The organism is Streptomyces triticisoli (assembly GCF_003270085.1).
In the GTDB taxonomy this organism is placed as follows: domain Bacteria; phylum Actinomycetota; class Actinomycetes; order Streptomycetales; family Streptomycetaceae; genus Streptomyces; species Streptomyces triticisoli.
Window position 1 is genome coordinate 16,628 of sequence record NZ_QFDQ01000002.1, and the last position, 18,438, is coordinate 35,065.

Annotated in this window: 20 protein-coding genes; 12 read left to right on the forward strand and 8 right to left on the reverse strand. The window is 72.2% G+C overall.

Annotated elements, in window-relative coordinates; genetic code table 11:
* Positions 1-1,221 (reverse strand): acyl-CoA dehydrogenase family protein, encoded by a 1,221-nt coding sequence (locus tag DEP02_RS00390; RefSeq protein WP_112465285.1) that lies wholly within the window; start codon positions 1,219-1,221, stop codon positions 1-3.
* Between the two features lie 169 nt (positions 1,222-1,390).
* Between DEP02_RS00390 and DEP02_RS00395 the strand changes: the two genes are divergently transcribed.
* Positions 1,391-2,035, forward strand: a complete 645-nt coding sequence (locus tag DEP02_RS00395; RefSeq protein WP_112465286.1) for a TetR/AcrR family transcriptional regulator — start codon at positions 1,391-1,393, stop codon at positions 2,033-2,035.
* Here DEP02_RS00395 and def read toward each other — a convergent pair.
* The gene (def, locus tag DEP02_RS00400) at positions 2,032-2,607 is read right to left on the reverse strand and encodes a peptide deformylase (protein WP_198668230.1); all 576 of its coding nucleotides are present in this window, start codon (positions 2,605-2,607) and stop codon (positions 2,032-2,034) included. The genes DEP02_RS00395 and def overlap by 4 nt on opposite strands.
* A gap of 150 nt (positions 2,608-2,757) precedes the next feature.
* On the opposite strand from def, the gene DEP02_RS00405 reads away from it, so the two are divergent.
* From DEP02_RS00405 to DEP02_RS00425, 5 genes are all read left to right on the forward strand, one after another.
* Positions 2,758-3,996 (forward strand): Mur ligase family protein, encoded by a 1,239-nt coding sequence (locus DEP02_RS00405; RefSeq protein WP_112465288.1) that lies wholly within the window; start codon positions 2,758-2,760, stop codon positions 3,994-3,996.
* A gap of 20 nt (positions 3,997-4,016) precedes the next feature.
* A complete protein-coding gene (locus DEP02_RS00410; RefSeq protein WP_112465289.1) occupies positions 4,017-4,745 on the forward strand; it encodes a type 1 glutamine amidotransferase in 729 nt (242 codons plus the stop codon).
* A 268-nt stretch (positions 4,746-5,013) separates the two neighbouring features.
* Positions 5,014-6,039 carry a 6-phosphofructokinase gene (locus DEP02_RS00415; protein WP_112465290.1) on the forward strand — a complete coding sequence of 342 codons (1,026 nt, stop codon included), beginning with the start codon at positions 5,014-5,016 and terminating at the stop codon, positions 6,037-6,039.
* A 138-nt stretch (positions 6,040-6,177) separates the two neighbouring features.
* The gene (locus DEP02_RS00420; RefSeq protein ID WP_112465292.1) at positions 6,178-7,128 is read left to right on the forward strand and encodes a cytochrome c oxidase assembly protein; all 951 of its coding nucleotides are present in this window, start codon (positions 6,178-6,180) and stop codon (positions 7,126-7,128) included.
* A 91-nt stretch (positions 7,129-7,219) separates the two neighbouring features.
* On the forward strand, positions 7,220-7,390 hold the full coding sequence (locus DEP02_RS00425; protein WP_198668231.1) for a hypothetical protein: 171 nt from the start codon (positions 7,220-7,222) through the stop codon (positions 7,388-7,390).
* A gap of 3 nt (positions 7,391-7,393) precedes the next feature.
* On the opposite strand, the gene DEP02_RS00430 is transcribed toward DEP02_RS00425, so the two are convergent.
* From DEP02_RS00430 to DEP02_RS00445, 4 genes are read right to left on the reverse strand one after another with little or no spacing between them, the layout of a single operon-like run.
* Positions 7,394-8,599: a sensor histidine kinase gene (locus tag DEP02_RS00430; protein ID WP_112465294.1), complete on the reverse strand. Its 1,206-nt coding sequence runs from the start codon at positions 8,597-8,599 to the stop codon at positions 7,394-7,396.
* Positions 8,596-10,308 (reverse strand): sodium/solute symporter, encoded by a 1,713-nt coding sequence (locus DEP02_RS00435; RefSeq protein WP_112465296.1) that lies wholly within the window; start codon positions 10,306-10,308, stop codon positions 8,596-8,598. Before DEP02_RS00435 ends, DEP02_RS00430 begins: the two co-directional genes overlap by 4 nt.
* Before the next feature lie 5 nt (positions 10,309-10,313).
* On the reverse strand, positions 10,314-10,673 hold the full coding sequence (locus DEP02_RS00440) for a hypothetical protein (RefSeq protein ID WP_112465297.1): 360 nt from the start codon (positions 10,671-10,673) through the stop codon (positions 10,314-10,316).
* Positions 10,674-10,698: 25 nt separating this feature from the next.
* Positions 10,699-11,454: a LytR/AlgR family response regulator transcription factor gene (locus DEP02_RS00445; protein WP_112465298.1), complete on the reverse strand. Its 756-nt coding sequence runs from the start codon at positions 11,452-11,454 to the stop codon at positions 10,699-10,701.
* Positions 11,455-11,531: 77 nt separating this feature from the next.
* Between DEP02_RS00445 and DEP02_RS00450 the strand changes: the two genes are divergently transcribed.
* The 3 genes from DEP02_RS00450 (at position 11,532) to rocD (ending at position 14,196) form a co-directional block, all read left to right on the forward strand.
* Positions 11,532-12,035 (forward strand): Lrp/AsnC family transcriptional regulator, encoded by a 504-nt coding sequence (locus DEP02_RS00450; RefSeq protein ID WP_112465299.1) that lies wholly within the window; start codon positions 11,532-11,534, stop codon positions 12,033-12,035.
* A 122-nt stretch (positions 12,036-12,157) separates the two neighbouring features.
* On the forward strand, positions 12,158-12,979 hold the full coding sequence (gene ddaH, locus DEP02_RS00455; protein ID WP_112465301.1) for a dimethylargininase: 822 nt from the start codon (positions 12,158-12,160) through the stop codon (positions 12,977-12,979).
* Positions 12,976-14,196: an ornithine--oxo-acid transaminase gene (rocD, locus tag DEP02_RS00460; RefSeq protein ID WP_112465303.1), complete on the forward strand. Its 1,221-nt coding sequence runs from the start codon at positions 12,976-12,978 to the stop codon at positions 14,194-14,196. The genes ddaH and rocD overlap by 4 nt, the downstream gene beginning before the upstream one ends.
* A gap of 63 nt (positions 14,197-14,259) precedes the next feature.
* On the opposite strand, the gene DEP02_RS00465 is transcribed toward rocD, so the two are convergent.
* Entirely contained in the window at positions 14,260-14,679 is a 420-nt protein-coding gene (locus tag DEP02_RS00465; protein ID WP_112465305.1) for a CBS domain-containing protein, read from the reverse strand.
* Positions 14,680-14,892: 213 nt separating this feature from the next.
* Here DEP02_RS00465 and DEP02_RS34245 point away from each other — a divergent pair, with 213 nt between their 5' ends.
* Complete coding sequence (locus tag DEP02_RS34245) at positions 14,893-15,207, forward strand: hypothetical protein (protein ID WP_332871911.1); 315 nt, start codon at positions 14,893-14,895, stop codon at positions 15,205-15,207.
* Between the two features lie 201 nt (positions 15,208-15,408).
* Here the strand turns inward: DEP02_RS34245 and DEP02_RS00475 are convergent, their stop codons facing one another.
* The gene (locus DEP02_RS00475) at positions 15,409-16,032 is read right to left on the reverse strand and encodes a DedA family protein (RefSeq protein WP_112465328.1); all 624 of its coding nucleotides are present in this window, start codon (positions 16,030-16,032) and stop codon (positions 15,409-15,411) included.
* A 646-nt stretch (positions 16,033-16,678) separates the two neighbouring features.
* Here DEP02_RS00475 and DEP02_RS00480 point away from each other — a divergent pair.
* Together DEP02_RS00480 and DEP02_RS00485 are read left to right on the forward strand one after the other, a co-directional pair.
* On the forward strand, positions 16,679-17,017 hold the full coding sequence (locus DEP02_RS00480; RefSeq protein ID WP_112465306.1) for a hypothetical protein: 339 nt from the start codon (positions 16,679-16,681) through the stop codon (positions 17,015-17,017).
* Complete coding sequence (locus DEP02_RS00485; RefSeq protein WP_112465329.1) at positions 17,005-18,438, forward strand: nicotinate phosphoribosyltransferase; 1,434 nt, start codon at positions 17,005-17,007, stop codon at positions 18,436-18,438. The genes DEP02_RS00480 and DEP02_RS00485 overlap by 13 nt, the downstream gene beginning before the upstream one ends.

Consider the following 18,438-nt stretch of genomic DNA (forward strand, 5'->3'; position numbering starts at 1 on the left):
TCAGCGGATCGGCATCCCCGAGATCGTGCGGGAGATCACCAACCGCTGGATCTCACTCGTCCCCTCGAAGATCGTGTAGATCGCCGCGTCGCGGTGCATCCGCTCCACCGGGTACTCCCTGGTGTAGCCGTTGCCGCCCAGGATCTGGATCGCCTGGGCGGTGACCTTCTTCGCGGTCTCGCTGGCGAACAGCTTGGACATCGAGCCCTCGGCGGCGGTGAACGGCTTGCCGTTGACCGCCATCCAGGAGGCGCGCCAGACCAGCAGGCGGGCGGCGTCGATCCGGGTGCGCATGTCGGCGAGCTGGAAGGCGACGCCCTGGTTGTCGATGATCGGCCGGCCGAACTGCTCGCGGGTCTTCGCGTAGTCGAGGGCGACCTCGTACGCGGCCCGGGCGGTGCCCACCGCCATCGCGCCGACGGCCGGCCGGGACGCCTCGAAGGTGGCCATCGCCGCGTTCTTGACGCTCCCCTTCCTGGCCCTCTCTCGGGCGCGGGCCAGCCGCTCGTCCAGCTTCTCCTTGCCGCCGAGCAGGCAGGAGCCGGGGACGCGCACGTTGTCCAGGACCACCTCGGCGGTGTGCGAGGCCCGGATGCCGTGCTTCTTGAACTTCTGACCCTGGGACAGCCCCGGCGTGGCCGGCGGGACGATGAAGGAGGCGTGGCCCTTGGAGCCCAGCTCGGGGTCGACGGAGGCGACGACGACATGGACATCGGCGATGCCGCCGTTGGTCGCCCAGGTCTTGGTGCCGTTGATCACCCACTCGTCCTTGGCCTCGTCGTACACCGCGCGGGTGCGGATGGAGGCCACGTCGGAGCCGGCGTCGGGCTCGGAGGAGCAGAACGCGGCGACCTTGACGTCGTTGACGTCGCCGTACATCTGCGGGATCCAGGTGCCGATCTGCTCCTCGGTGCCGTTGGCCAGGACGCCGACCGCGGCCAGGCCGGTGCCGACGATGGACAGGGCGATGCCGGCGTCGCCCCAGAACAGCTCCTCCATGGCCATGGGGATGCCGAGGCCGGTGGAGTCGAAGTACTGCTGGGCGTAGAAGTCGAGGGAGTAGATGCCGACCTTCGCGGCCTCCTGGATGACCGGCCAGGGAGTCTCCTCGCGCTCGTCCCATTCGGCGGCCGCGGGGCGGATCACGTCGGCCGCGAAGCCGTGCAGCCAGTCCCGGACCCCCTTCTGCTCGTCGTTGAGCTCCATGGTGAACTCGGCCATGTCCCCTCCAGCGGCGCACACGCGTGTTACTAACGGTAACGTTACTGTGTTACCGACCGGTAGGTAAAGTCAACTCCGGATGACTCCTCGGCAGCCCGTTCGAGATATCGGGCACAGTCAGTGTTACTTTGCGCAGGCGTCACCGAATCAGCACGGGTGGGGAGAGTTCATGGACACCACGCAGCGGACCGAACAGCAGCGGTCCGCCGACCGCCGACGGCGCGAGCTGCTGGAGGCCGCCGACCGGGTGGTGCTGCGCGACGGCCCCCAGGCGTCGATGAACGCCATCGCCGCCGAGGCCGGCATCACCAAGCCGATCCTCTACCGCCACTTCGGCGACAAGGGGGGGCTGTACGCCGCCCTCGCCCAGCGGCACACCGACGCCCTGCTCGGCTCCCTGCGGGCCGCGGTGGACGCCCCCGCGGGCCGGCGCGAGCGGGTGGAGGCCACGCTGGACACCTATCTCGCGGCCATCGAGGCCCGTCCGCAGGTCTACCGGTTCCTGATGCACCCGGCGGAGGGCAGTCAGGGCGGCGACCAGGGCTTCGACGTCGGCAAGCACTCCGCCCCGCTGCTGCGCCGCATGGGCGAGGAACTGGCCCAGGTCATCGAGGAGCGGCTGGACCTCGGCCCGGGCAGCCAGCAACTGGCCCGCGTGTGGGGGCACGGCATCGTCGGCATGATGCACGCGGCCGGTGACTGGTGGCTGGGCGAGCGACCCTGCTCCCGCGCGGAGCTGGTACGCAGCCTGGCGGACCTGCTGTGGGGCCGGCTGGCGGCGGCCGGGGACAAGATGGGCGGTCCGGGCTTCTAGGGCTCCCCGGTATCCCCGGTACTTCCACGGCCCCTTCGGCTCCAGGGCGCCTTCGCCGCCTGTCTCAGCACCTTGCGTCTGCGCCACCCCGTGAGGTGATCCACGTACAGGCGCCCCCGCAGGTGGTCGTACTCGTGCTGCAGGCAGCGGGCGAAGAACCCCGTCCCGTGCACGGTGACCGGCTCCCCGGTCACCGTGAAACCCTCGACGACCGTGTGGTCGTAGCGCTCCGTCCCCGCCTCCAGGCCCGGCAGGGACAGGCAGCCCTCCGGGCCTCGGACCACCACGCCGTCCGCCTCCACCAGCCGCGGGTTCACCACATGGCCCAGGTGGCGCACGTCCTCGTCGTCCGGGCAGTCGTACACGAACACGCGCAGGGACTCCCCCACCTGATTGGCGGCCAGGCCCACACCCCGTGCCTCGTACATCGTGGCGAACAGGTCCTCCACCAGCCGGGACAGTGCGGGGCCGAAGTCGGTGACCTCGGCGCAGGGCGCGTGCAGGAGGGGGTCGCCGAGCAGGGTGAGGGGCCGGACGCGTCCGCGGGCGCCGGGGATCGATCCGTGTCGCATGGCGGCAAGGGTACGGTTCCCTCGGCCCATGCCCGCCGCGCAGGCGCGGGCCGGGATTCGGGGGCGCCGGTGGATCTCGATAGGCTGAGGCCCCCACCACGTTGCCGGATGGCTCAGGCGCGGCGCGTACGCAAGGAGGATCGAGAACTGATGGCAGGCAACTCGGACCCGCTCACGCCGCGGGCCAAGCTGGCCGTGACCGCGGGCAAGGCGGTCGCTGCGGCTTCGCGTGCCGCTGGTCGCGGCAGCGGTTCGGTGATCGGCGGTCGGGTGGCCCTGAAGCTCGACCCCGACCTGCTCGGCCGGCTCGCCCAGCACCTGGACGTGATCCTGGTCTCGGCGACCAACGGCAAGACCACGACCACCCGGCTCATCGCCGAGGCCCTGCGGGCCGCGGGTCCGGTCGTCTCCAACGCCCTCGGCGCCAACATGCCCGCGGGCATCACCTCGGCGCTGGCGGGCGGCTCGGACGCCAAGTTCGGTGTGATCGAGGTCGACGAGAAGTACCTCGCGGGCGTGGCCCGGGACACCGCCCCCAAGTGCATCGCACTGCTCAACCTCTCCCGCGACCAGCTCGACCGCGCCGGCGAGACCCGGATGCTCGCCGAGAACTGGCGCGAGGCCCTGGCCGGGTCCAAGGCCGTGATCGTCGCCAACTGCGACGATCCGCTGGTGGTGTGGGCCGCGTCCTCCTCCCCCAATGTGATCTGGGTGGCCGCCGGGCAGATGTGGAAGGACGACGCCTGGTCCTGCCCGTCCTGCGGCGGTGTGATGCAACGCCCCGACGACGAATGGTTCTGCAACGAGTGCGGTTTCCGCCGGCCCACCCCCAGCTGGGCGCTGAACGGCGACCACGTCCTCGACCCGCACGGCTCCGCCTGGCCGATCCACCTGCAGCTGCCGGGCCGCGCCAACAAGGCCAACGCCGCCTCCTCCGCGGCCGTCGCCGCCGTCTTCGGGGTGCCGCCGCAGGTCGCCCTGGAGCGGATGTACCAGGTGCAGGCGGTCGCCGGCCGCTACGACGTCGTCCAGTACCAGGGCCGCGACCTGCGGCTGCTGCTGGCGAAGAACCCGGCCGGCTGGCTGGAGACCTTCTCCCTGATCGACCCGCCGCCCGCGCCCGTCATCCTGGCGGTGAACGCGCGCGGCGCCGACGGCACCGACACCTCCTGGCTGTGGGACGTCGACTACACGCGCCTGACCGGCCGTCCGCTCTTCGTGCTCGGCGACCGGAAGCTGGACCTCGCGGTGCGTCTGGAGGTGGCGAACCAGCAGTTCCAGGTCTGCGATGACCTCGACCAGGCCGTCCAGCAGGCGCCACCCGGCCGGATCGAGGTCATCGCCAACTACACCGCGTTCCAGGACCTGCGCCGTCGCGTCGGCAACTGACCACTAAGGACGAGCACTTCATGAGCGACAACCAACTGCGGCTGGTGTGGATCTACCCGGACCTGCTGAGCACCTACGGGGACCAGGGCAACGTACTCGTCGTGGAGCGCCGGGCCCGGCAGCGCCGCCTGGACGTGGCCCGCCTGGACGTGCGCAGCGACCAGCCGGTCCCGACCTCCGGCGACATCTATCTGATCGGCGGCGGCGAGGACCGGCCGCAGCGGCTCGCGGCGGAGCGGCTGCGCCGTGACGGCGGCCTGACCAGGGCCGTGGAGAACGGCGCGATCGTCTTCTCGGTCTGCGCCGGCTACCAGATCCTCGGCCACGAGTTCGTCAACGACCTCGGGCAGCGCGAGCCGGGACTGGGCCTGCTCGACGTGGTGTCGGTGCGCGGCGAGGGCGAGCGGTGCGTCGGCGACGTGCTGGGCGACATCGACCCGCGGCTCGGCCTGCCTCCGCTGACCGGGTTCGAGAACCACCAGGGCGTCACCCACCTCGGTCCCACCGCCCGCCCGTTCGCCCAGGTCCGGATCGGCAAGGGCAACGGCACCGGCGACGGCACGGAGGGCGCGTACAACGACACCGTCTTCGGCACGTACATGCACGGTCCGGTGCTGGCCCGCAACCCGCTGATCGCGGACCTGCTGCTGAAGCTGGCACTCGACGTCAACGCGCTCCCGCCGGTCGACGACCGCTGGTACGAGGCCCTGCGCAACGAGCGCATCGCCGCCGCCCAGCAGCCCGCGTAGGCACCGTCGCACGGCGGCCCGCACCGGCGCGCTCGCGCATCCGCCCCTGCGGGAACGGTTCTTCCGCCACCCCGGCGCACCACGCGCCCACCGGCCCGTCAGCACGGCGCGACCAGCCCGTCTGACGGGCCGTCCGCACAGGTGAGCGGCCCCGTCCAGCAGGCGGACGGACGGTGCGGCCCCGCCCCCGGGTGCCGCTAGGGTGGCGGGGACCGAGCCGGACAGCGCGGTCCGGTCCCGTGCCCATGTGGAGAAGGTTGTTCGGGCTATGCGCATTGGTGTCCTCACGTCCGGCGGCGACTGCCCCGGCCTGAACGCCGTCATCCGGTCCGTCGTGCACCGCGCCGTCGTCGACCACGGCGACGAGGTCATCGGCTTCCGCGACGGCTGGAAGGGCCTGCTGGAGTGTGACTACCTCAAGCTCGACCTCGACGCGGTGGGCGGCGTCCTCGCCCGCGGCGGCACCATCCTCGGGTCCTCCCGGGTCCGTCCCGAGCACCTGCGGGACGGGGTGGAGCGGGCCAGGGGCCACGTCGAGGAGCTCGGTCTCGACGCGGTCGTCCCGATCGGCGGCGAGGGCACGCTCAAGGCGGCCCGGCTGCTGTCGGACAGCGGCCTGCCCATCGTCGGTGTGCCCAAGACCATCGACAACGACATCGCGGTCACGGACGTCACCTTCGGCTTCGACACGGCCGTGACCGTCGCCACCGAGGCCCTGGACCGGCTGAAGACCACCGCCGAGTCCCACCAGCGGGTGCTGATCGTGGAGGTCATGGGCCGCCACACCGGCTGGATCGCGCTGCAGTCCGGCATGGCGGCCGGCGCCCACGCCATCGTCGTCCCCGAGCGGCCCTTCGACATCGAGGAGCTGACGGAGAAGGTCGGCGCGCGCTTCGCGGCGGGCAAGCGGTTCGCGATCGTGGTGGTCGCGGAGGGCGCCAAGCCCAGGCCGGGCACCATGGACTTCGACGAGGGCGGCAAGGACGTCTACGGCCACGAGCGGTTCGCCGGCGTCGCCCGGCAGCTCTCGGTCGAACTGGAGCAGCGGCTCGGCAAGGAGGCCCGGCCCGTCATCCTCGGGCACGTCCAGCGCGGTGGCACGCCGACGGCGTACGACCGCGTGCTCGCCACCCGGTTCGGCTGGCACGCCGTGGAGGCCGTGCACCGCGGGGAGTTCGGCCGGATGACGGCGCTGCGCGGCACGGACATCGTGACGGTGCCGCTCGCCGAGGCGGTCGCGACCCTGAAGACGGTGCCGGCGGAGCGGTACGCCGAGGCGGAGTGCGTCCTGTAGGACACACGCGTAGGACGACACACGCGTAAGCACAAACCGCCCCCGGCCGCAAGAGCGGCCGGGGGCGGTTCTACCCTGGGTGCGGACAGACAGCTGTGGACAGACAGCGCACAACCCCCACGAAACAGGAGCCGGCGGATGGATCACAGCGGGCACGGCATGATGACGGATCTGCCGCCGTTCACGCTGGGACGCGGTCTTCAGTGGTCCGCGGACCCCTTCTTTTTCGTTGCCTGCCTGCTCGGGCTCGCGCTGTACGGCTGGGGCGTGGTGCGGCTGCTGCGGCGCGGCGACTCCTGGCCGGTGGGCCGTACCGTGTCGTACGTCATCGGTGTGCTGACCGTGGTCCTGATGATGTGCACCAGGCTGAACGACTACGGCATGGTCATCTTCACCGTGCACATGGTCCAGCACATGGTCATCAGCATGCTGTCGCCGATCCTGATCCTGCTGGGCGCCCCGATCACGCTGGCGCTGCGCGCGCTGCCGGTGGCCGCCAGGGGCCGCAAGGGGCCGCGCGAGCTGCTGCTGATGCTGCTGCACAGCCGCTACATGCGGGTCATCACCCACCCCTTCTTCACCATCCCGATGTTCATCGCGAGCCTGTACGGGCTTTACTTCACCCCGATCTTCGACCGGCTGATGGGGTCGGGAGTGGGACACGTGGCGATGATGGTGCACTTCCTCGCGGTGGGCCTGGTCTTCTTCTGGCCGATCATGGGCGTGGATCCGGGCCCGAACCGGCCGGGTTACCTCATGCGGATGATGCAGCTGTTCGCGGGCATGCCGTTCCACGCGTTCTTCGGCATCGCGGTGATGATGGCGACCGCGCCCATGGTGGAGACCTACATGAACCCGCCCGCCTCCCTCGGCATCGACGCCCTGGCCGACCAGAACGCGGCCGGCGGCATCGCGTGGGCGTTCAGCGAGATCCCGTCCGTCATCGTGCTGATCGCCCTGCTCTTCCAGTGGTACGGCTCCGAACAGCGCCAGGCCCGGCGCAAGGACCGCGCCGCGGACCGTGACGGCGACAAGGAGCTCGAGGCGTACAACGCCTATCTGGCCTCCCTGAACGCGCGCGGTAACTGAACGGGCTCTCGCATTCGGCACCTCTGCCCCGTTCTGCCCCGAGGCAGAACGGGGCACCATGGAGCCAGCCGACCATGAGGAGGGTGCCGCCATGCCTGGTTCCACGGACGGTTCCACGAGAGCGATGGGGGTGCTCACCGTGGGCGCCCTCGTCGTGGTGACGGCCTACACGGTGGCGCTCGGCGGCAACGGCTGGCTGTGGTTCGGCTGGGTCGTGCTGGGCCTGATCACGCTGGGCATGATCGCCCTCCGCGGCACCTGAGGCTCACTCCCCGGTGAGCCGTGCCGCCGAGTGCACGCCCGGCTGGTACTTCGGCAGCCGGGCCGTGATCTTCATGCCCGCGCCGGGGGCGGTCTCGATGACCAGGCCGTGGTCGTCGCCGTAGACCTGGCGGAGCCGGTCGTCGACGTTGGACAGCCCGATGCCGCCGGAGGGGCTGTGCTCGCCGGCCAGGATGCGGCGCAGCAGGTCGGGGTCCATGCCGGCGCCGTCGTCCTCGACGACGACCAGGGCCTCGGCGCCGGCGTCCTGTGCGGTGATCCGGATTCGGCAGGTGCCGGTCTTGCCCTCCAGGCCGTGCTTGACGGCGTTCTCCACCAGCGGCTGCAGGCACAGGAACGGCAGGGTGACGGGCAGCACTTCGGGCGCGATCTGCAGGGTGACCGCGAGACGGTCGCCGAAGCGGGCCCGGACGAGCGCCAGGTAGTGCTCCATGGCGTGCAGCTCGTCGGCGAGCGTGGTGAAGTCGCCGTGCCGGCGGAACGAGTAACGGGTGAAGTCGGCGAACTCCAGCAGCAGCTCGCGGGCCCGCTCGGGGTCGGTGCGGACGAACGAGGCGATCACCGCGAGCGAGTTGAAGATGAAGTGCGGGGATATCTGGGCGCGCAGGGCCTTGATCTCGGCCTCGATGAGCCGGGTGCGGGAGCGGTCGAGGTCCGCGAGCTCCAGCTGCACGGAGACGAAGCGGGCCACCTCGGCCGCGGCGCGGACCAGGACGGCCGACTCACGGGGCGCGCAGGCGACGAGGGCGCCGTGCACCCGGTCGTCGACGGTGAGCGGGGCGACGACGGCCCAGCGCACCGGGCAGTCCGGAATCTGGCAGGTGAGCCGGAAGGCCTCGCCGCGGCCGGTCTCCAGGGGCCCGGTGAGGCGTTCCATGATCTCGCCGCGGTGGTGCGCGCCGACCCCGTCCCAGGCGAGGACCCGGGTGTCGTCCGTGAGGCACAGGGCGTCGGTGCCGAGCAGGGAGCGCAGCCGGCGGGCCGACTTGCGGGCGGTCTCCTCGGTCAGCCCGGCCCGCAGCGGCGGAGCGGCGAGGGAGGCGGTGTGCAGGGTCTGGAAGGTGGCGTGCTCGACGGGGGTGCCGAGGTCGCCGAGGCTCTGCGGGCGGGCGGTGCGCCGGCCGAGCCAGTAGCCGGCGGCGAGCAGCGGCAGCGCGGCAGCGAAGAACCCGGCGAGGAACCCGCTCATGCCTTCACCTCCGCGTGCAGCTGCTCGGGCAGGTGGAAGCGGGCCAGGACGCCCGCGGTGCCGGCCGGTACCCGGCCCGGTGTGGCCAGCGACACCAGCATCATGGTGAGGAAACCCAGCGGCACCGACCACAGGGCGGGCCAGGCGAGCAGCGCGTGCAGCGGTCCGGTGCCGGGGAAGCCGGCCATGGTCACGGCGACGGCGACGAACGCGCCGCCGCCGCCCGCCAGCATCCCGGCGGCCGCGCCGGGCGGGGTGAGCCGCCGCCACCAGATGCCGAGGACGAGCAGCGGGCAGAAGGAGGACGCGGACACCGCGAAGGCGAGCCCGACGGCGTCGGCGACCGGCAGCCCGCCGACCAGGACGCTCGCGGCGAGCGGCGGGGCCATGGAGAGCACCGTGCCCAGCCGGAAGTGCCGCACCCCGCGCGAGGGCAGCACGTCCTGGGTGAGCACCCCGGCCACCGCCATGGTCAGCCCGGAGGCGGTGGACAGGAACGCGGCGAAGGCGCCGCCCGCGACCAGCGCGCCCAGTAGGTCGCCGCCGAGGCCGCCGATCACCCGGTCGGGCAGCAGCAGCACCGCGGCGTCGGCGCTCCTGGTGAGGGTGAGCTCGGGGGCGTAGAGGCGGCCGAGTGCGCCGTACACCGGCGGCAGCAGGTAGAAGCCGCCGATCATGCCGAGCACGGCCACGGTGGTGCGGCGGGCGGCGACGCCGTGCGGGCTGGTGTAGAAGCGGACGACGACGTGCGGCAGGCCCATGGTGCCGAGGAAGGTGGCGAGGATCAGCCCGTACGTGGCGTACAACGGGCGTTCCTCGCGGCCGGAGGCGAGTGAGGTGGACATGCCGCCGTTGCCGCCGCGGGTGGCCTCGGGGACGTGGGCGCCCGGCGCGAAGGTGAGCCGGGTGCCGTGTTCGACGCGGTGGGTGCCCGCGCTCAGCCGCACCTGCTTCTCCTGGTGGACGCGGCCGTCGACGGTGCCGGTCACGGTGACGGTGAGCGGGCGCTGCAGTCTGAGGTCGAGGGTGTCGGCGACGCGGACGGTGCGCTGCTCGCGGAAGGCGGCCGGTTCGTCGAAGGCGCGACGGGGTGCTCCGTCGTGCTGCCAGGCGAGGACGAGGAACAGGGCGGGGACGAGCAGCGCGGTCAGCTTCAGCCAGTACTGGAAGGCCTGGACGAAGGTGATGCTGCGCATCCCGCCCGCGGCGACCGTGGCCACCACGACGACGGCGACGATCACTCCGCCGAGCGCGTCGGGCGCGTCGGTGAGCACCGCCAGGGTGAGCCCGGCGCCCTGCAGCTGGGGCAGCAGGTACAGCCAGCCGACGCCGACGACGAAGGCGCCCGCGAGCCGCCGCACGCCCTGGGAGGCGAGCCGGGCCTCGGCGAAGTCGGGCAGCGTGTAGGCGCCGGAGCGGCGCAGCGGGGCGGCGACGAACAGCAGCAGGACCAGATAGCCGGCCGTGTAGCCGACCGGGTACCACAGCATGTCCGGGCCCTGGACGAGGACCAGGCCGGCTATGCCGAGGAACGAGGCGGCGGAGAGGTACTCCCCGCTGATCGCGGCGGCGTTCAGGCGTGGTCCGACAGTGCGGGAGGCGACGTAGAAGTCGGAGGTGGTGCGGGAGATGCGCAGGCCGAACGCGCCGACGAACACGGTGGCCACCACGACGAGGGCGACGGCGGGGACGGTGTAGGCGGAGTTCACGGCGTTCAGCGGTCTCCCACGAGGCGGACGAAGTCGCGTTCGTTGCGCTCGGCGCGGCGCACGTACCAGCGGGCCAGCAGCACCAGCGGGACGTAGAGGCCGAAGCCGAGCACCGCCCACTTCAGGCGCCGGGCGTCGGGAGCGGCGGCGAACACCAGCGGCAGCGGGCCGACGAGCAGCACCAGCACCGCGAACACCGTGAGACCGGCGCGCAGCTGGCTGCGCATCAGGGAGCGGACGTAGGTGTGGCCGAGAGTGGTCTGCTCGTCGATCTCGGTGCGCGGGCGGTAGTGGCCCGGGGCCCGGCGGGTGCGGCGGGGCGGGCCGGTGACGACGACACGGCGGTCGGCGGGGTCCTGCGGCATGGTCTGCGTCTCTCCGTACGTCCCTCTAGCGCGCGGTCCGGCGCATCAGCAGCTCCCGCAGCTCTCGCGCGTGCCGGCGGCTGACCTGGAGTTCCTCGGTGCCGACCAGGACGCTCACCGAGCCGGCGTCCAGGCGGAGTTCGCCGATGTGGCGCAGGGCGACCAGGTGGCGGCGGTGGATGCGGACGAAGCCGCGGGCGCGCCAGCGCTCCTCCAGCGTGGACAGCGGGATGCGCACGAGGTGGCTGCCCTTGCCGGTGTGCAGCCGGGCGTAGTCCCCCTGTGCCTCGACGTGGGTGATGTCGTCGACGGCCACGAAGCGGGTGACGCCGCCGAGTTCGACGGGCAGGTGGTCGGGGTCAGGTTCGCTGACGGGGATCCGCGGGGCGGCGTCGCGCAGCTGGGCGGCGCGGCGGACGGCCTCGGCGAGGCGTTCCTTGCGGACGGGTTTGAGCACGTAGTCGACGGCCTTGAGGTCGAAGGCCTGTACGGCGAAGTCCTCGTGGGCGGTGACGAACACGATCAGCGGCGGCTCGGCGAACCCGGTGAGCAGCCGGGCCAGGTCGAGGCCGTCGAGGCCGGGCATCTGTATGTCGAGGAAGACGACGTCGACCGCGTCGGGCCCGTCCGGGCCGGACTGCAGGGCCCGGTTGATGCGGCGCAGCGCCTCGGTCGCGTCGCCGGCGCCTTCCACGCCGGTGATCCGGGGGTCGGCGTTGAGCAGGTACAGCAGTTCCTCGAGCGAGGGGCGTTCGTCGTCGACGGCCAGGGCACGCAGCATGAAGGTGGAGTGTAGGGGGGATCCGTATGCCTGGACACGGGCCGGGCGTGGACGTTCGCGCTGGATACAGTGCCGCCATGAACAGCAGGCCGGCACCGTTCGACGCACTCGACCGGAAGATCCTCACCGCGCTGATGGCGAACGCCCGCAGCAGTTTCGCCGAGATCGGCGCGGCCATCGGCCTGTCCGCGACAGCCGTCAAGCGCCGTGTTGACCGGCTGCGCGAGACGGGCGTGATCACCGGGTTCACGGCCACGGTCAAGCCGTCGGCGCTGGGCTGGCGCACGGAGGCGTACGTCGAGGTGTACTGCGAGGGCGCGGCCCCGCCGCGGCGGCTGGCCGAGGTGGTGCGCAACCATCCGGAGATCACCGCGGCGATGACGGTGACCGGCGGCGCGGACGCGCTGCTGCATGTGCGGGCGCGGGACGTGGAGCACTTCGAGGAGGTGCTGGAGCGGATCCGCACCGAGCCGTTCATCCGGAAGACGATCAGCGTGATGGTGCTGTCCCACCTGCTGCCGGACTCCCCGGAGGCGAGTGCCAGCCAGCCCGCCCCGCAGGACGCAGCAGACCTGCGCTGAGCGGCTCAAAGACGCAGCGTTCCTGCTCATACGCGCAGGTTTCGTTTCTTGTCGCCCACCGTCACCACTTCCTACCTTTGTGTCACCCCCAGTCGACACCCAGGAAGCGGAGGAACCCCTCTGTGCCCGAATCCCGTGTGCCGCGTCGGCGGCGCCTCCTCGTCTGCGAACCCAGACACTTCGCCGTGCAGTACGCGATCAATCCCTGGATGCATCCGGATCGTCCCGTCGACGTCGGGCTCGCCCAGGCACAGTGGCGGGCGCTGGTCGACGCCTACCGCGCCCACGGCCACACCGTGGACACCGTGGAGCCCGTGCCCGGCCTGCCGGACATGGTCTTCGCCGCCAACGCGGCGGTCGTCGTGGGCGGCCGCGTCTTCGGCTCCCTGTTCAAGGCACCCGAGCGCCGCCCGGAGTCCCTCCCCTACGACACGTGGTTCAAGTCGGCCGGCTACGACGTCTACCGTCCCGAGTCGGTGTGCGAGGGGGAGGGCGACTTCGTGCCGGCCGGCCGCTGGATCCTGGCCGGCACCGGTTTCCGCACCACCCGCGAGGCCCATCGCGAGGCGCAGGAGTACCTGGGCGTGCCGGTGATCGGCCTGACCCTGGTGGACCCGTACTTCTACCACCTGGACACCGCGCTGTTCGTCCTCGACGACGAGGGCGAGGGGAACATCGCGTACTACCCGGAGGCGTTCTCGCCCGGCAGCCGCGAGGTGCTCGCCCGGCTGTACCCGGAGGCGGTGCTCGCCACCCGCGAGGACGCGCTGGCCTTCGGCCTGAACTCCGTCTCCGACGGCCGTCACGTGTTCATATCGCCCGGGGCGACGGCACTCGCCGAACAGCTCACCGGCCGCGGCTACGTCCCCGTCCCCGTCGACCTGTCCGAGTTCCACAAGGCCGGCGGCGGCATCAAGTGCTGCACCCAGGAGATCCGCTCATGACCGCACCTGCCCGTACCCGCACCTCCGCCGAGCTGATCGAGGCCGAGGAGCCGGTCCTCGCGTACAACTACCACCCGTTGCCCGTGGTCGTCGCCCGCGCCGGGGGCACCTGGGTGGAGGACGTCGAGGGCCGCCGCTACCTGGACATGCTGGCCGGCTACTCGGCCCTGAACTTCGGCCACCGCCACCCCGCGCTGATCGAGGCCGCGCACCGCCAGCTCGACCGGCTGACGCTGACCTCGCGGGCCTTCCACAACGACCGGCTCGCCGAGTTCGCCGAGCGGCTGGCGTCCTTGACCGGTCAGGACATGGTGCTGCCGATGAACACCGGCGCCGAGGCGGTGGAGAGCGGCATCAAGGTGGCCCGCAAGTGGGCGTACGAGGTCAAGGGCGTCCCGGCCGACCGGGCGACGATCGTGGTCGCGGCGGACAACTTCCACGGCCGTACGACGACGATCGTCAGCTTCTCCACGGACGAGACGGCGCGGTCGGGGTTCGGGCCGTTCACTCCGGGCTTCAGGATCGTCCCGTACAACGATCTGGCGGCGCTCGAGGCGGCGGTCGACGAGACGACGGCCGCCGTGCTGATCGAGCCGGTCCAGGGCGAGGCCGGTGTGATCGTCCCGGACGACGGCTACCTCACCGGGGTGCGGGAGCTGACCCGCCGCGCGGGCTGTCTGTTCCTGGCGGACGAGATCCAGTCGGGCCTCGGCCGCACCGGGCGCACGCTCGCCGTCGAGCACGAGGACGTGGTGCCGGACGTCGTGCTGCTGGGCAAGGCGCTGGGCGGCGGGATCGTGCCGGTGTCCGCGGTCGTCGGGCGCCGGGAGGTGCTCGGGGTGCTGCGGCCGGGTGAGCACGGGTCGACGTTCGGCGGCAACCCGCTGTCCGCCGCGGTCGGCACGGCGGTGGTCGGCCTGCTGGAGACCGGCGAGTTCCAGCGCCGGGCGGCAGAGCTGGGCGCGGTGCTGCGCGAGGGTCTGGCCGAGCTGGCCGGCCGGGGCGTGGTCGGCTTCCGCTCGCACGGCCTGTGGGCGGGCGTCGACGTGGATCCGGCGATCGGCACCGGGCGGGAGATCAGTGAGCGTCTGATGCGGGAGGGTGTCCTGGTCAAGGACACCCACGGCTCCACCATCCGGCTGGCGCCGCCGCTGACCGTCACGGAGGACGAACTGCGCTCCGCGCTGGCCTCCTTGGAGAAGGTGCTGGCCGCCTGACGGCCGGCACCGACCGCTGGGGGCGCCGGCGCGGGCGCCCCAGCGGTCGGTGCCGTCGCGGTCCTACTGGTTGGGCTCCGCCGCGCTGATGTCACCGAGCGCCGACCTCGGGTCACGCTCGATGGCCAGGTCGCCGAGGGAGAGAATGCCCACGGGGTGACCGTGGTCGACGACCGGCAGCCGGCGCACGGAGTGCTCCCGCATCAACTGCACCGCGTGGTCGAGGTCCTCGTCCGGGGTCACGGTGAAGAGGTCCTCGCTGCACGCCGAGGCGACGGTCCGCTGCTGCGGGTCACCGCCCTCGGCCAGCGCGCGGATCACCAGATCGCGGTCGCTGACCACGCCGCGCAGCTCGTCGCCCTCGGTCACCAGGACGATGCCGATGTCCTCGTCGCGCATCTTCTGGGCGACCGCCGTCACCGGGGTCTGCGGCTCCACCGTCACCAGTCGGCTGGTCATGATGTCGCGTACGTGCTGAGCCATGACGCCTCCCTTCGTCAGGTCCTGCGGTCCGCGCGGTGCCGTTCACCGCGCCGCCCTCGCCGGGTACCCGGCGGGAGCGGTGGCGCACCTGGTGACCGGCGGTGCGGTCCGGTCCGTGTGCGGTCTTCCGGCGGTGATCCGGGGGAGGCCCGCACGTTTGCCTGCACGGCGACGGGGCGGGTACCCGGCGAAGTGACGGGACTCTCTGAGGAGATGACTTCCATGCTGCTCATCGGCCTGCTCCTCCTCGCGGCGACCGCTGCCTTCACCGCTCTGCTCATCGCCGGCAACCTGTCCGGCGGCCCCGAGCACACGGTGTCGGTGCTCGGCAACGACATCGCCAGGATGAACACGCTCGAGGCCTTCAGCGCCGGTCTCGCCCTCGCCCTGATCTTCTGTCTGGGCGCAGCTCTCCTGGCCGGTGCCGCGACACGCCACCGGCACACGCACCGGGCCGTGCCCTGGCACGGCGGCCGGCCGGACACCGGTCCGCTGAACGAGCCCATGGGCCGGGACGGCCACCCCTGACCGGTACGGCCGTCCGGCCCGTGGCCGCGTCGTGCGGGCGGCCACGGTGCCGACGACCACGCCGAGCACCTCACCGACGGCGCACCCGGCGCGGCGGTGCGTCGTGGTCTGCGCGGCCCTGTGCCGGGAGACACCCGCGGATGAGGAACCCACGCACCGGAACCTCGATGCCCCGGGGTGTTCACCCGGGTCCCGCGCGCATCAGTCCTCGCGGTGCCTGCGGCGCAGCAGTTGGCGGGTGATCAGGGCGGCGGCCAGGAGGCCGAGCGCGACGAGCACGTAGATCTCGTAGCGGCGGATCTCGTCGTAGACCGTGCCGATGTGCGTGCCCGCGAAGTAGGCCAGGGTCAGCCACAGGCCCACCCACAGGGCGGCGCCGAGCGCGTTGAAGGCGAGGAAGCGGAGCCAGTGCATGCCCGTGGTGCCGGCGATGATGCCGTTGGCCTGGCGCAGGCCCTCGACGAAGCGTGCCACCGTGACGATCTTGCCGCCGTGCCGGGAGAAGAACCGCTCGGCCGTCTCGAACCGCTCAGGCGTCAGGAAGACGTACCGCCCCCAGCGGTGGACGAACGCCCGGCCGCCGAACCGGCCGACGAGGTAGCCGATGTTGTCCCCGACGATCGCCGCGGCGAACGCGATCAGGCCGACGGCCACCACGTTGAGCTCACCGGCTCCGGCATACACCCCGGCCGCGATCAGGATCGTCTCACCCGGTGCGGGAACCCCGAAGTCCTCCACCAGGACCACACCGCCGACGGCCAGGTATCCGTAGTGGCTCAGCAGCGGTGCCAGGTGCGCCAGCGGACCTGGCAGCGGAGGGGCCATGTCCACCACCGTACGTCGCCGGGTGGACGGCTCCTGGCAGGCGTGGCACCGCACCGCCCGCGGGGCGCCGAGTCCTCACAGCGCCTCGGCCGGCACCGCCGGGTGCCCGGACATTTCCCACGGCCCGGCGCGCGACGATGCCCTGGTGGTCAGCGGGGAAACACGGACCAGGACCGAACGGCCCTGGTGTCCCGGCGTCCCGCGTGGTGTCCTTGAGGTGACGGGAAGGACCGCAGAGGACGCGGAGCAGCAGCGATCAGCCGCGCACCGCGCAATCAGGATCCGCGAGAAGCGGGTGGCCCTTCCCGTTCCCTCGTCTCCCGCCGGGTCCTCGTCTCCGCCCGTGTCCCTCCTGTTGCCCCTGCGTCCTGTTGTCCCTGCGTCGCCCGCTTCTTGTGCCGAAGGGCGCCGGTCGGAGTCCGGGGGGTCAGTGGCGGCGCGGTCCGCCCGGGCGGAGGCTGGAAGCAGCAGCTCCATGGCACCGTTCCGCGCTTCGCGGGCGAAAGGAGCCGGCGCCATGGCCTCCGCGACGATCCTGACCGCACCGGCGCACCGTACGCGCTGCAACGGCAGGGAGAGCCCTGCTGCCACCGCCACGCCACGGATCACTCCGAGGTTCGCGTGCAGGCTTCGAGGGAGGTGGCCCATGCGCCAAGAGGACCGTGCGGCCGCCGGACGGCGCTCGGCGCGACGCCTGGAGCAGCTGCGCGACACGGACGTGGTGGTGCCGGGAGTGCCCCTGGGTGACGTCCCCGTGGCCTTCGAAGTGGCCCGGTGCCTCGGTGCCCCGCTGGATCCGGCCGTGGTACGCGGGCTGCGTGTGCCCCGGCAGCCGGAACCGGGCCTCGGCGCGATCGGTGAACACGGCGTCCGCGTCATCGCGGAGGGCGTCCTCCGGGAAAGCGGACCGAGTCCCGTCGAACGCGAGGCCGTCGAGCGGGCCGAGCGGACGGACACCGGTGGGTGGGCGCGATGTCGGCTGTGACCACCACGGACCTGTACGAGGTCACGATGGTCCTGTCCTATCTGCACGAGGGCATGGACAGGGAAGCCACGTTCAGCCTCTTCGTCCGGGACCTGCCGCCCGAGCGCGGCTTCCTGGTGAGTGCGGGACTGGAGCCGGTCCTGGACTTCCTGAGCGCCTTCCGCGTGACCGCGGCCGACATACGCGACTTCGCCTCCGCCCTCGGCCGCCCGCCCGAGGACCTCGCGGCTCTGTCCGGCCTGCGGTTCTCGGGAGAGGTGTGCGCCGTTCCGGAGGGGCGCGTGGTGTTCGCGGGAGAGCCCCTGCTGGAGGTCACCGCGCCGGTCGCGGAGGCCCAGCTGGTGGAGACGTTCCTGCTCAACCAGGTCAGCCACCAGACGAGCGTGGCCTCCAAGGCCGCCCGGTGTGTCCTGGCGGCGGCAGGTCATCCGGTGATCGACTTCTCGCTGCGCCGTGACCACGGCACGTCGGCGGGCCTGCAGGCCGCCAGGGTCGGGGCCCTCGTGGGTTTCGCGGGCACCAGCAACGTCGCCGCCGCCGTCCGATGGGGTCTTCGTGCGTCGGGCACGATGGCGCACTCCTACATCGAGGCGTTCCCGGACGAGGAGAGCGCCTTCCACGCCTTCGCCCGAGCCCATCCGGGTCCGGTCACCTTCCTCGTGGACACCTACGACACCGTCCGGGGCGTCCGTGTCGCGGCCCGTGTCCTGCGGGAGATCGGCCGGGGCCCCGGCTGCGCCGTCCGCCTGGACAGCGGCGACCTCGGGGAGCTGTCCCGCCGTACCCGGTGTGTGCTGGACGCCGCGGGCCTGCCCGAGGTGCGCGTCGTCGTCAGCGGCGGCCTCGACGAGTACCGCGTGGACGAACTGGTGCGCTCCGGGGCGCCCATCGACGTCTACGCGGTCGGCACCCGCGTCGGTACCTCGGCGGACGCGCCCTACCTCGACTCCGCCTACAAACTGGTGGAGTACGACGGGCACCCGGTCATGAAGCTGTCCTCGGCCAAGGTCACGGCACCCGGACGCAAGCAGATCCACCGCCGCCCCGGGAGGCCCGACCTCCTCGCGCTGCGCGACGAGCCTGCTCCCCCTGGGGCGGAGCCGCTGCTGCGCACCGTCATGCGGAACGGCTGCCGTACCGCCCCACCGGACACCCTGGCCGAGGCACACGAACGCCTGGTGGCCGATCTGTCCGCGTTGCCCGGGTCGGCCCTGCGGATCCGGGCCCCGGTCCCGCCCGTGCCCGACGTCTCCCCGCGCCTGTCCCGCACGACCGCGGACCTGCGCGAGCGTCTGGCGGCCCGCCACGCGGGCGATCCCCTTCGCCGGCCGGGGCCGCCCGCCGCCCCGCCGCCGGCACACCCCGACCGGCCCGGTCGCGTCGGGCCGGACAGCTTGGACGTCAAGGACAGCGACACTTGA

What these genes read in the sequence shown, in the direction of transcription:
- DEP02_RS00445 (WP_112465298.1), bottom strand. Translation starts at nt 11,454, where the DNA reads ATGCTGCGTGCCCTGGCCGTCGACGACGAACGCCCCTCGCTCGAGGAA.
- DEP02_RS00465 (WP_112465305.1), bottom strand. Translation starts at nt 14,679, where the DNA reads ATGGCTCAGCACGTACGCGACATCATGACCAGCCGACTGGTGACGGTG.
- DEP02_RS00420 (WP_112465292.1), top strand. Translation starts at nt 6,178, where the DNA reads ATGGATCACAGCGGGCACGGCATGATGACGGATCTGCCGCCGTTCACG.
- DEP02_RS00425 (WP_198668231.1), top strand. Translation starts at nt 7,220, where the DNA reads ATGCCTGGTTCCACGGACGGTTCCACGAGAGCGATGGGGGTGCTCACC.
- DEP02_RS34245 (WP_332871911.1), top strand. Translation starts at nt 14,893, where the DNA reads ATGACTTCCATGCTGCTCATCGGCCTGCTCCTCCTCGCGGCGACCGCT.
- DEP02_RS00475 (WP_112465328.1), bottom strand. Translation starts at nt 16,032, where the DNA reads ATGGCCCCTCCGCTGCCAGGTCCGCTGGCGCACCTGGCACCGCTGCTG.
- DEP02_RS00480 (WP_112465306.1), top strand. Translation starts at nt 16,679, where the DNA reads ATGCGCCAAGAGGACCGTGCGGCCGCCGGACGGCGCTCGGCGCGACGC.
- DEP02_RS00410 (WP_112465289.1), top strand. Translation starts at nt 4,017, where the DNA reads ATGAGCGACAACCAACTGCGGCTGGTGTGGATCTACCCGGACCTGCTG.
- DEP02_RS00450 (WP_112465299.1), top strand. Translation starts at nt 11,532, where the DNA reads ATGAACAGCAGGCCGGCACCGTTCGACGCACTCGACCGGAAGATCCTC.
- DEP02_RS00440 (WP_112465297.1), bottom strand. Translation starts at nt 10,673, where the DNA reads ATGCCGCAGGACCCCGCCGACCGCCGTGTCGTCGTCACCGGCCCGCCC.
- def (WP_198668230.1), bottom strand. Translation starts at nt 2,607, where the DNA reads ATGCGACACGGATCGATCCCCGGCGCCCGCGGACGCGTCCGGCCCCTC.
- DEP02_RS00430 (WP_112465294.1), bottom strand. Translation starts at nt 8,599, where the DNA reads ATGAGCGGGTTCCTCGCCGGGTTCTTCGCTGCCGCGCTGCCGCTGCTC.
- DEP02_RS00415 (WP_112465290.1), top strand. Translation starts at nt 5,014, where the DNA reads ATGCGCATTGGTGTCCTCACGTCCGGCGGCGACTGCCCCGGCCTGAAC.
- DEP02_RS00405 (WP_112465288.1), top strand. Translation starts at nt 2,758, where the DNA reads ATGGCAGGCAACTCGGACCCGCTCACGCCGCGGGCCAAGCTGGCCGTG.
- DEP02_RS00485 (WP_112465329.1), top strand. Translation starts at nt 17,005, where the DNA reads ATGTCGGCTGTGACCACCACGGACCTGTACGAGGTCACGATGGTCCTG.
- rocD (WP_112465303.1), top strand. Translation starts at nt 12,976, where the DNA reads ATGACCGCACCTGCCCGTACCCGCACCTCCGCCGAGCTGATCGAGGCC.
- DEP02_RS00390 (WP_112465285.1), bottom strand. Translation starts at nt 1,221, where the DNA reads ATGGCCGAGTTCACCATGGAGCTCAACGACGAGCAGAAGGGGGTCCGG.
- DEP02_RS00395 (WP_112465286.1), top strand. Translation starts at nt 1,391, where the DNA reads ATGGACACCACGCAGCGGACCGAACAGCAGCGGTCCGCCGACCGCCGA.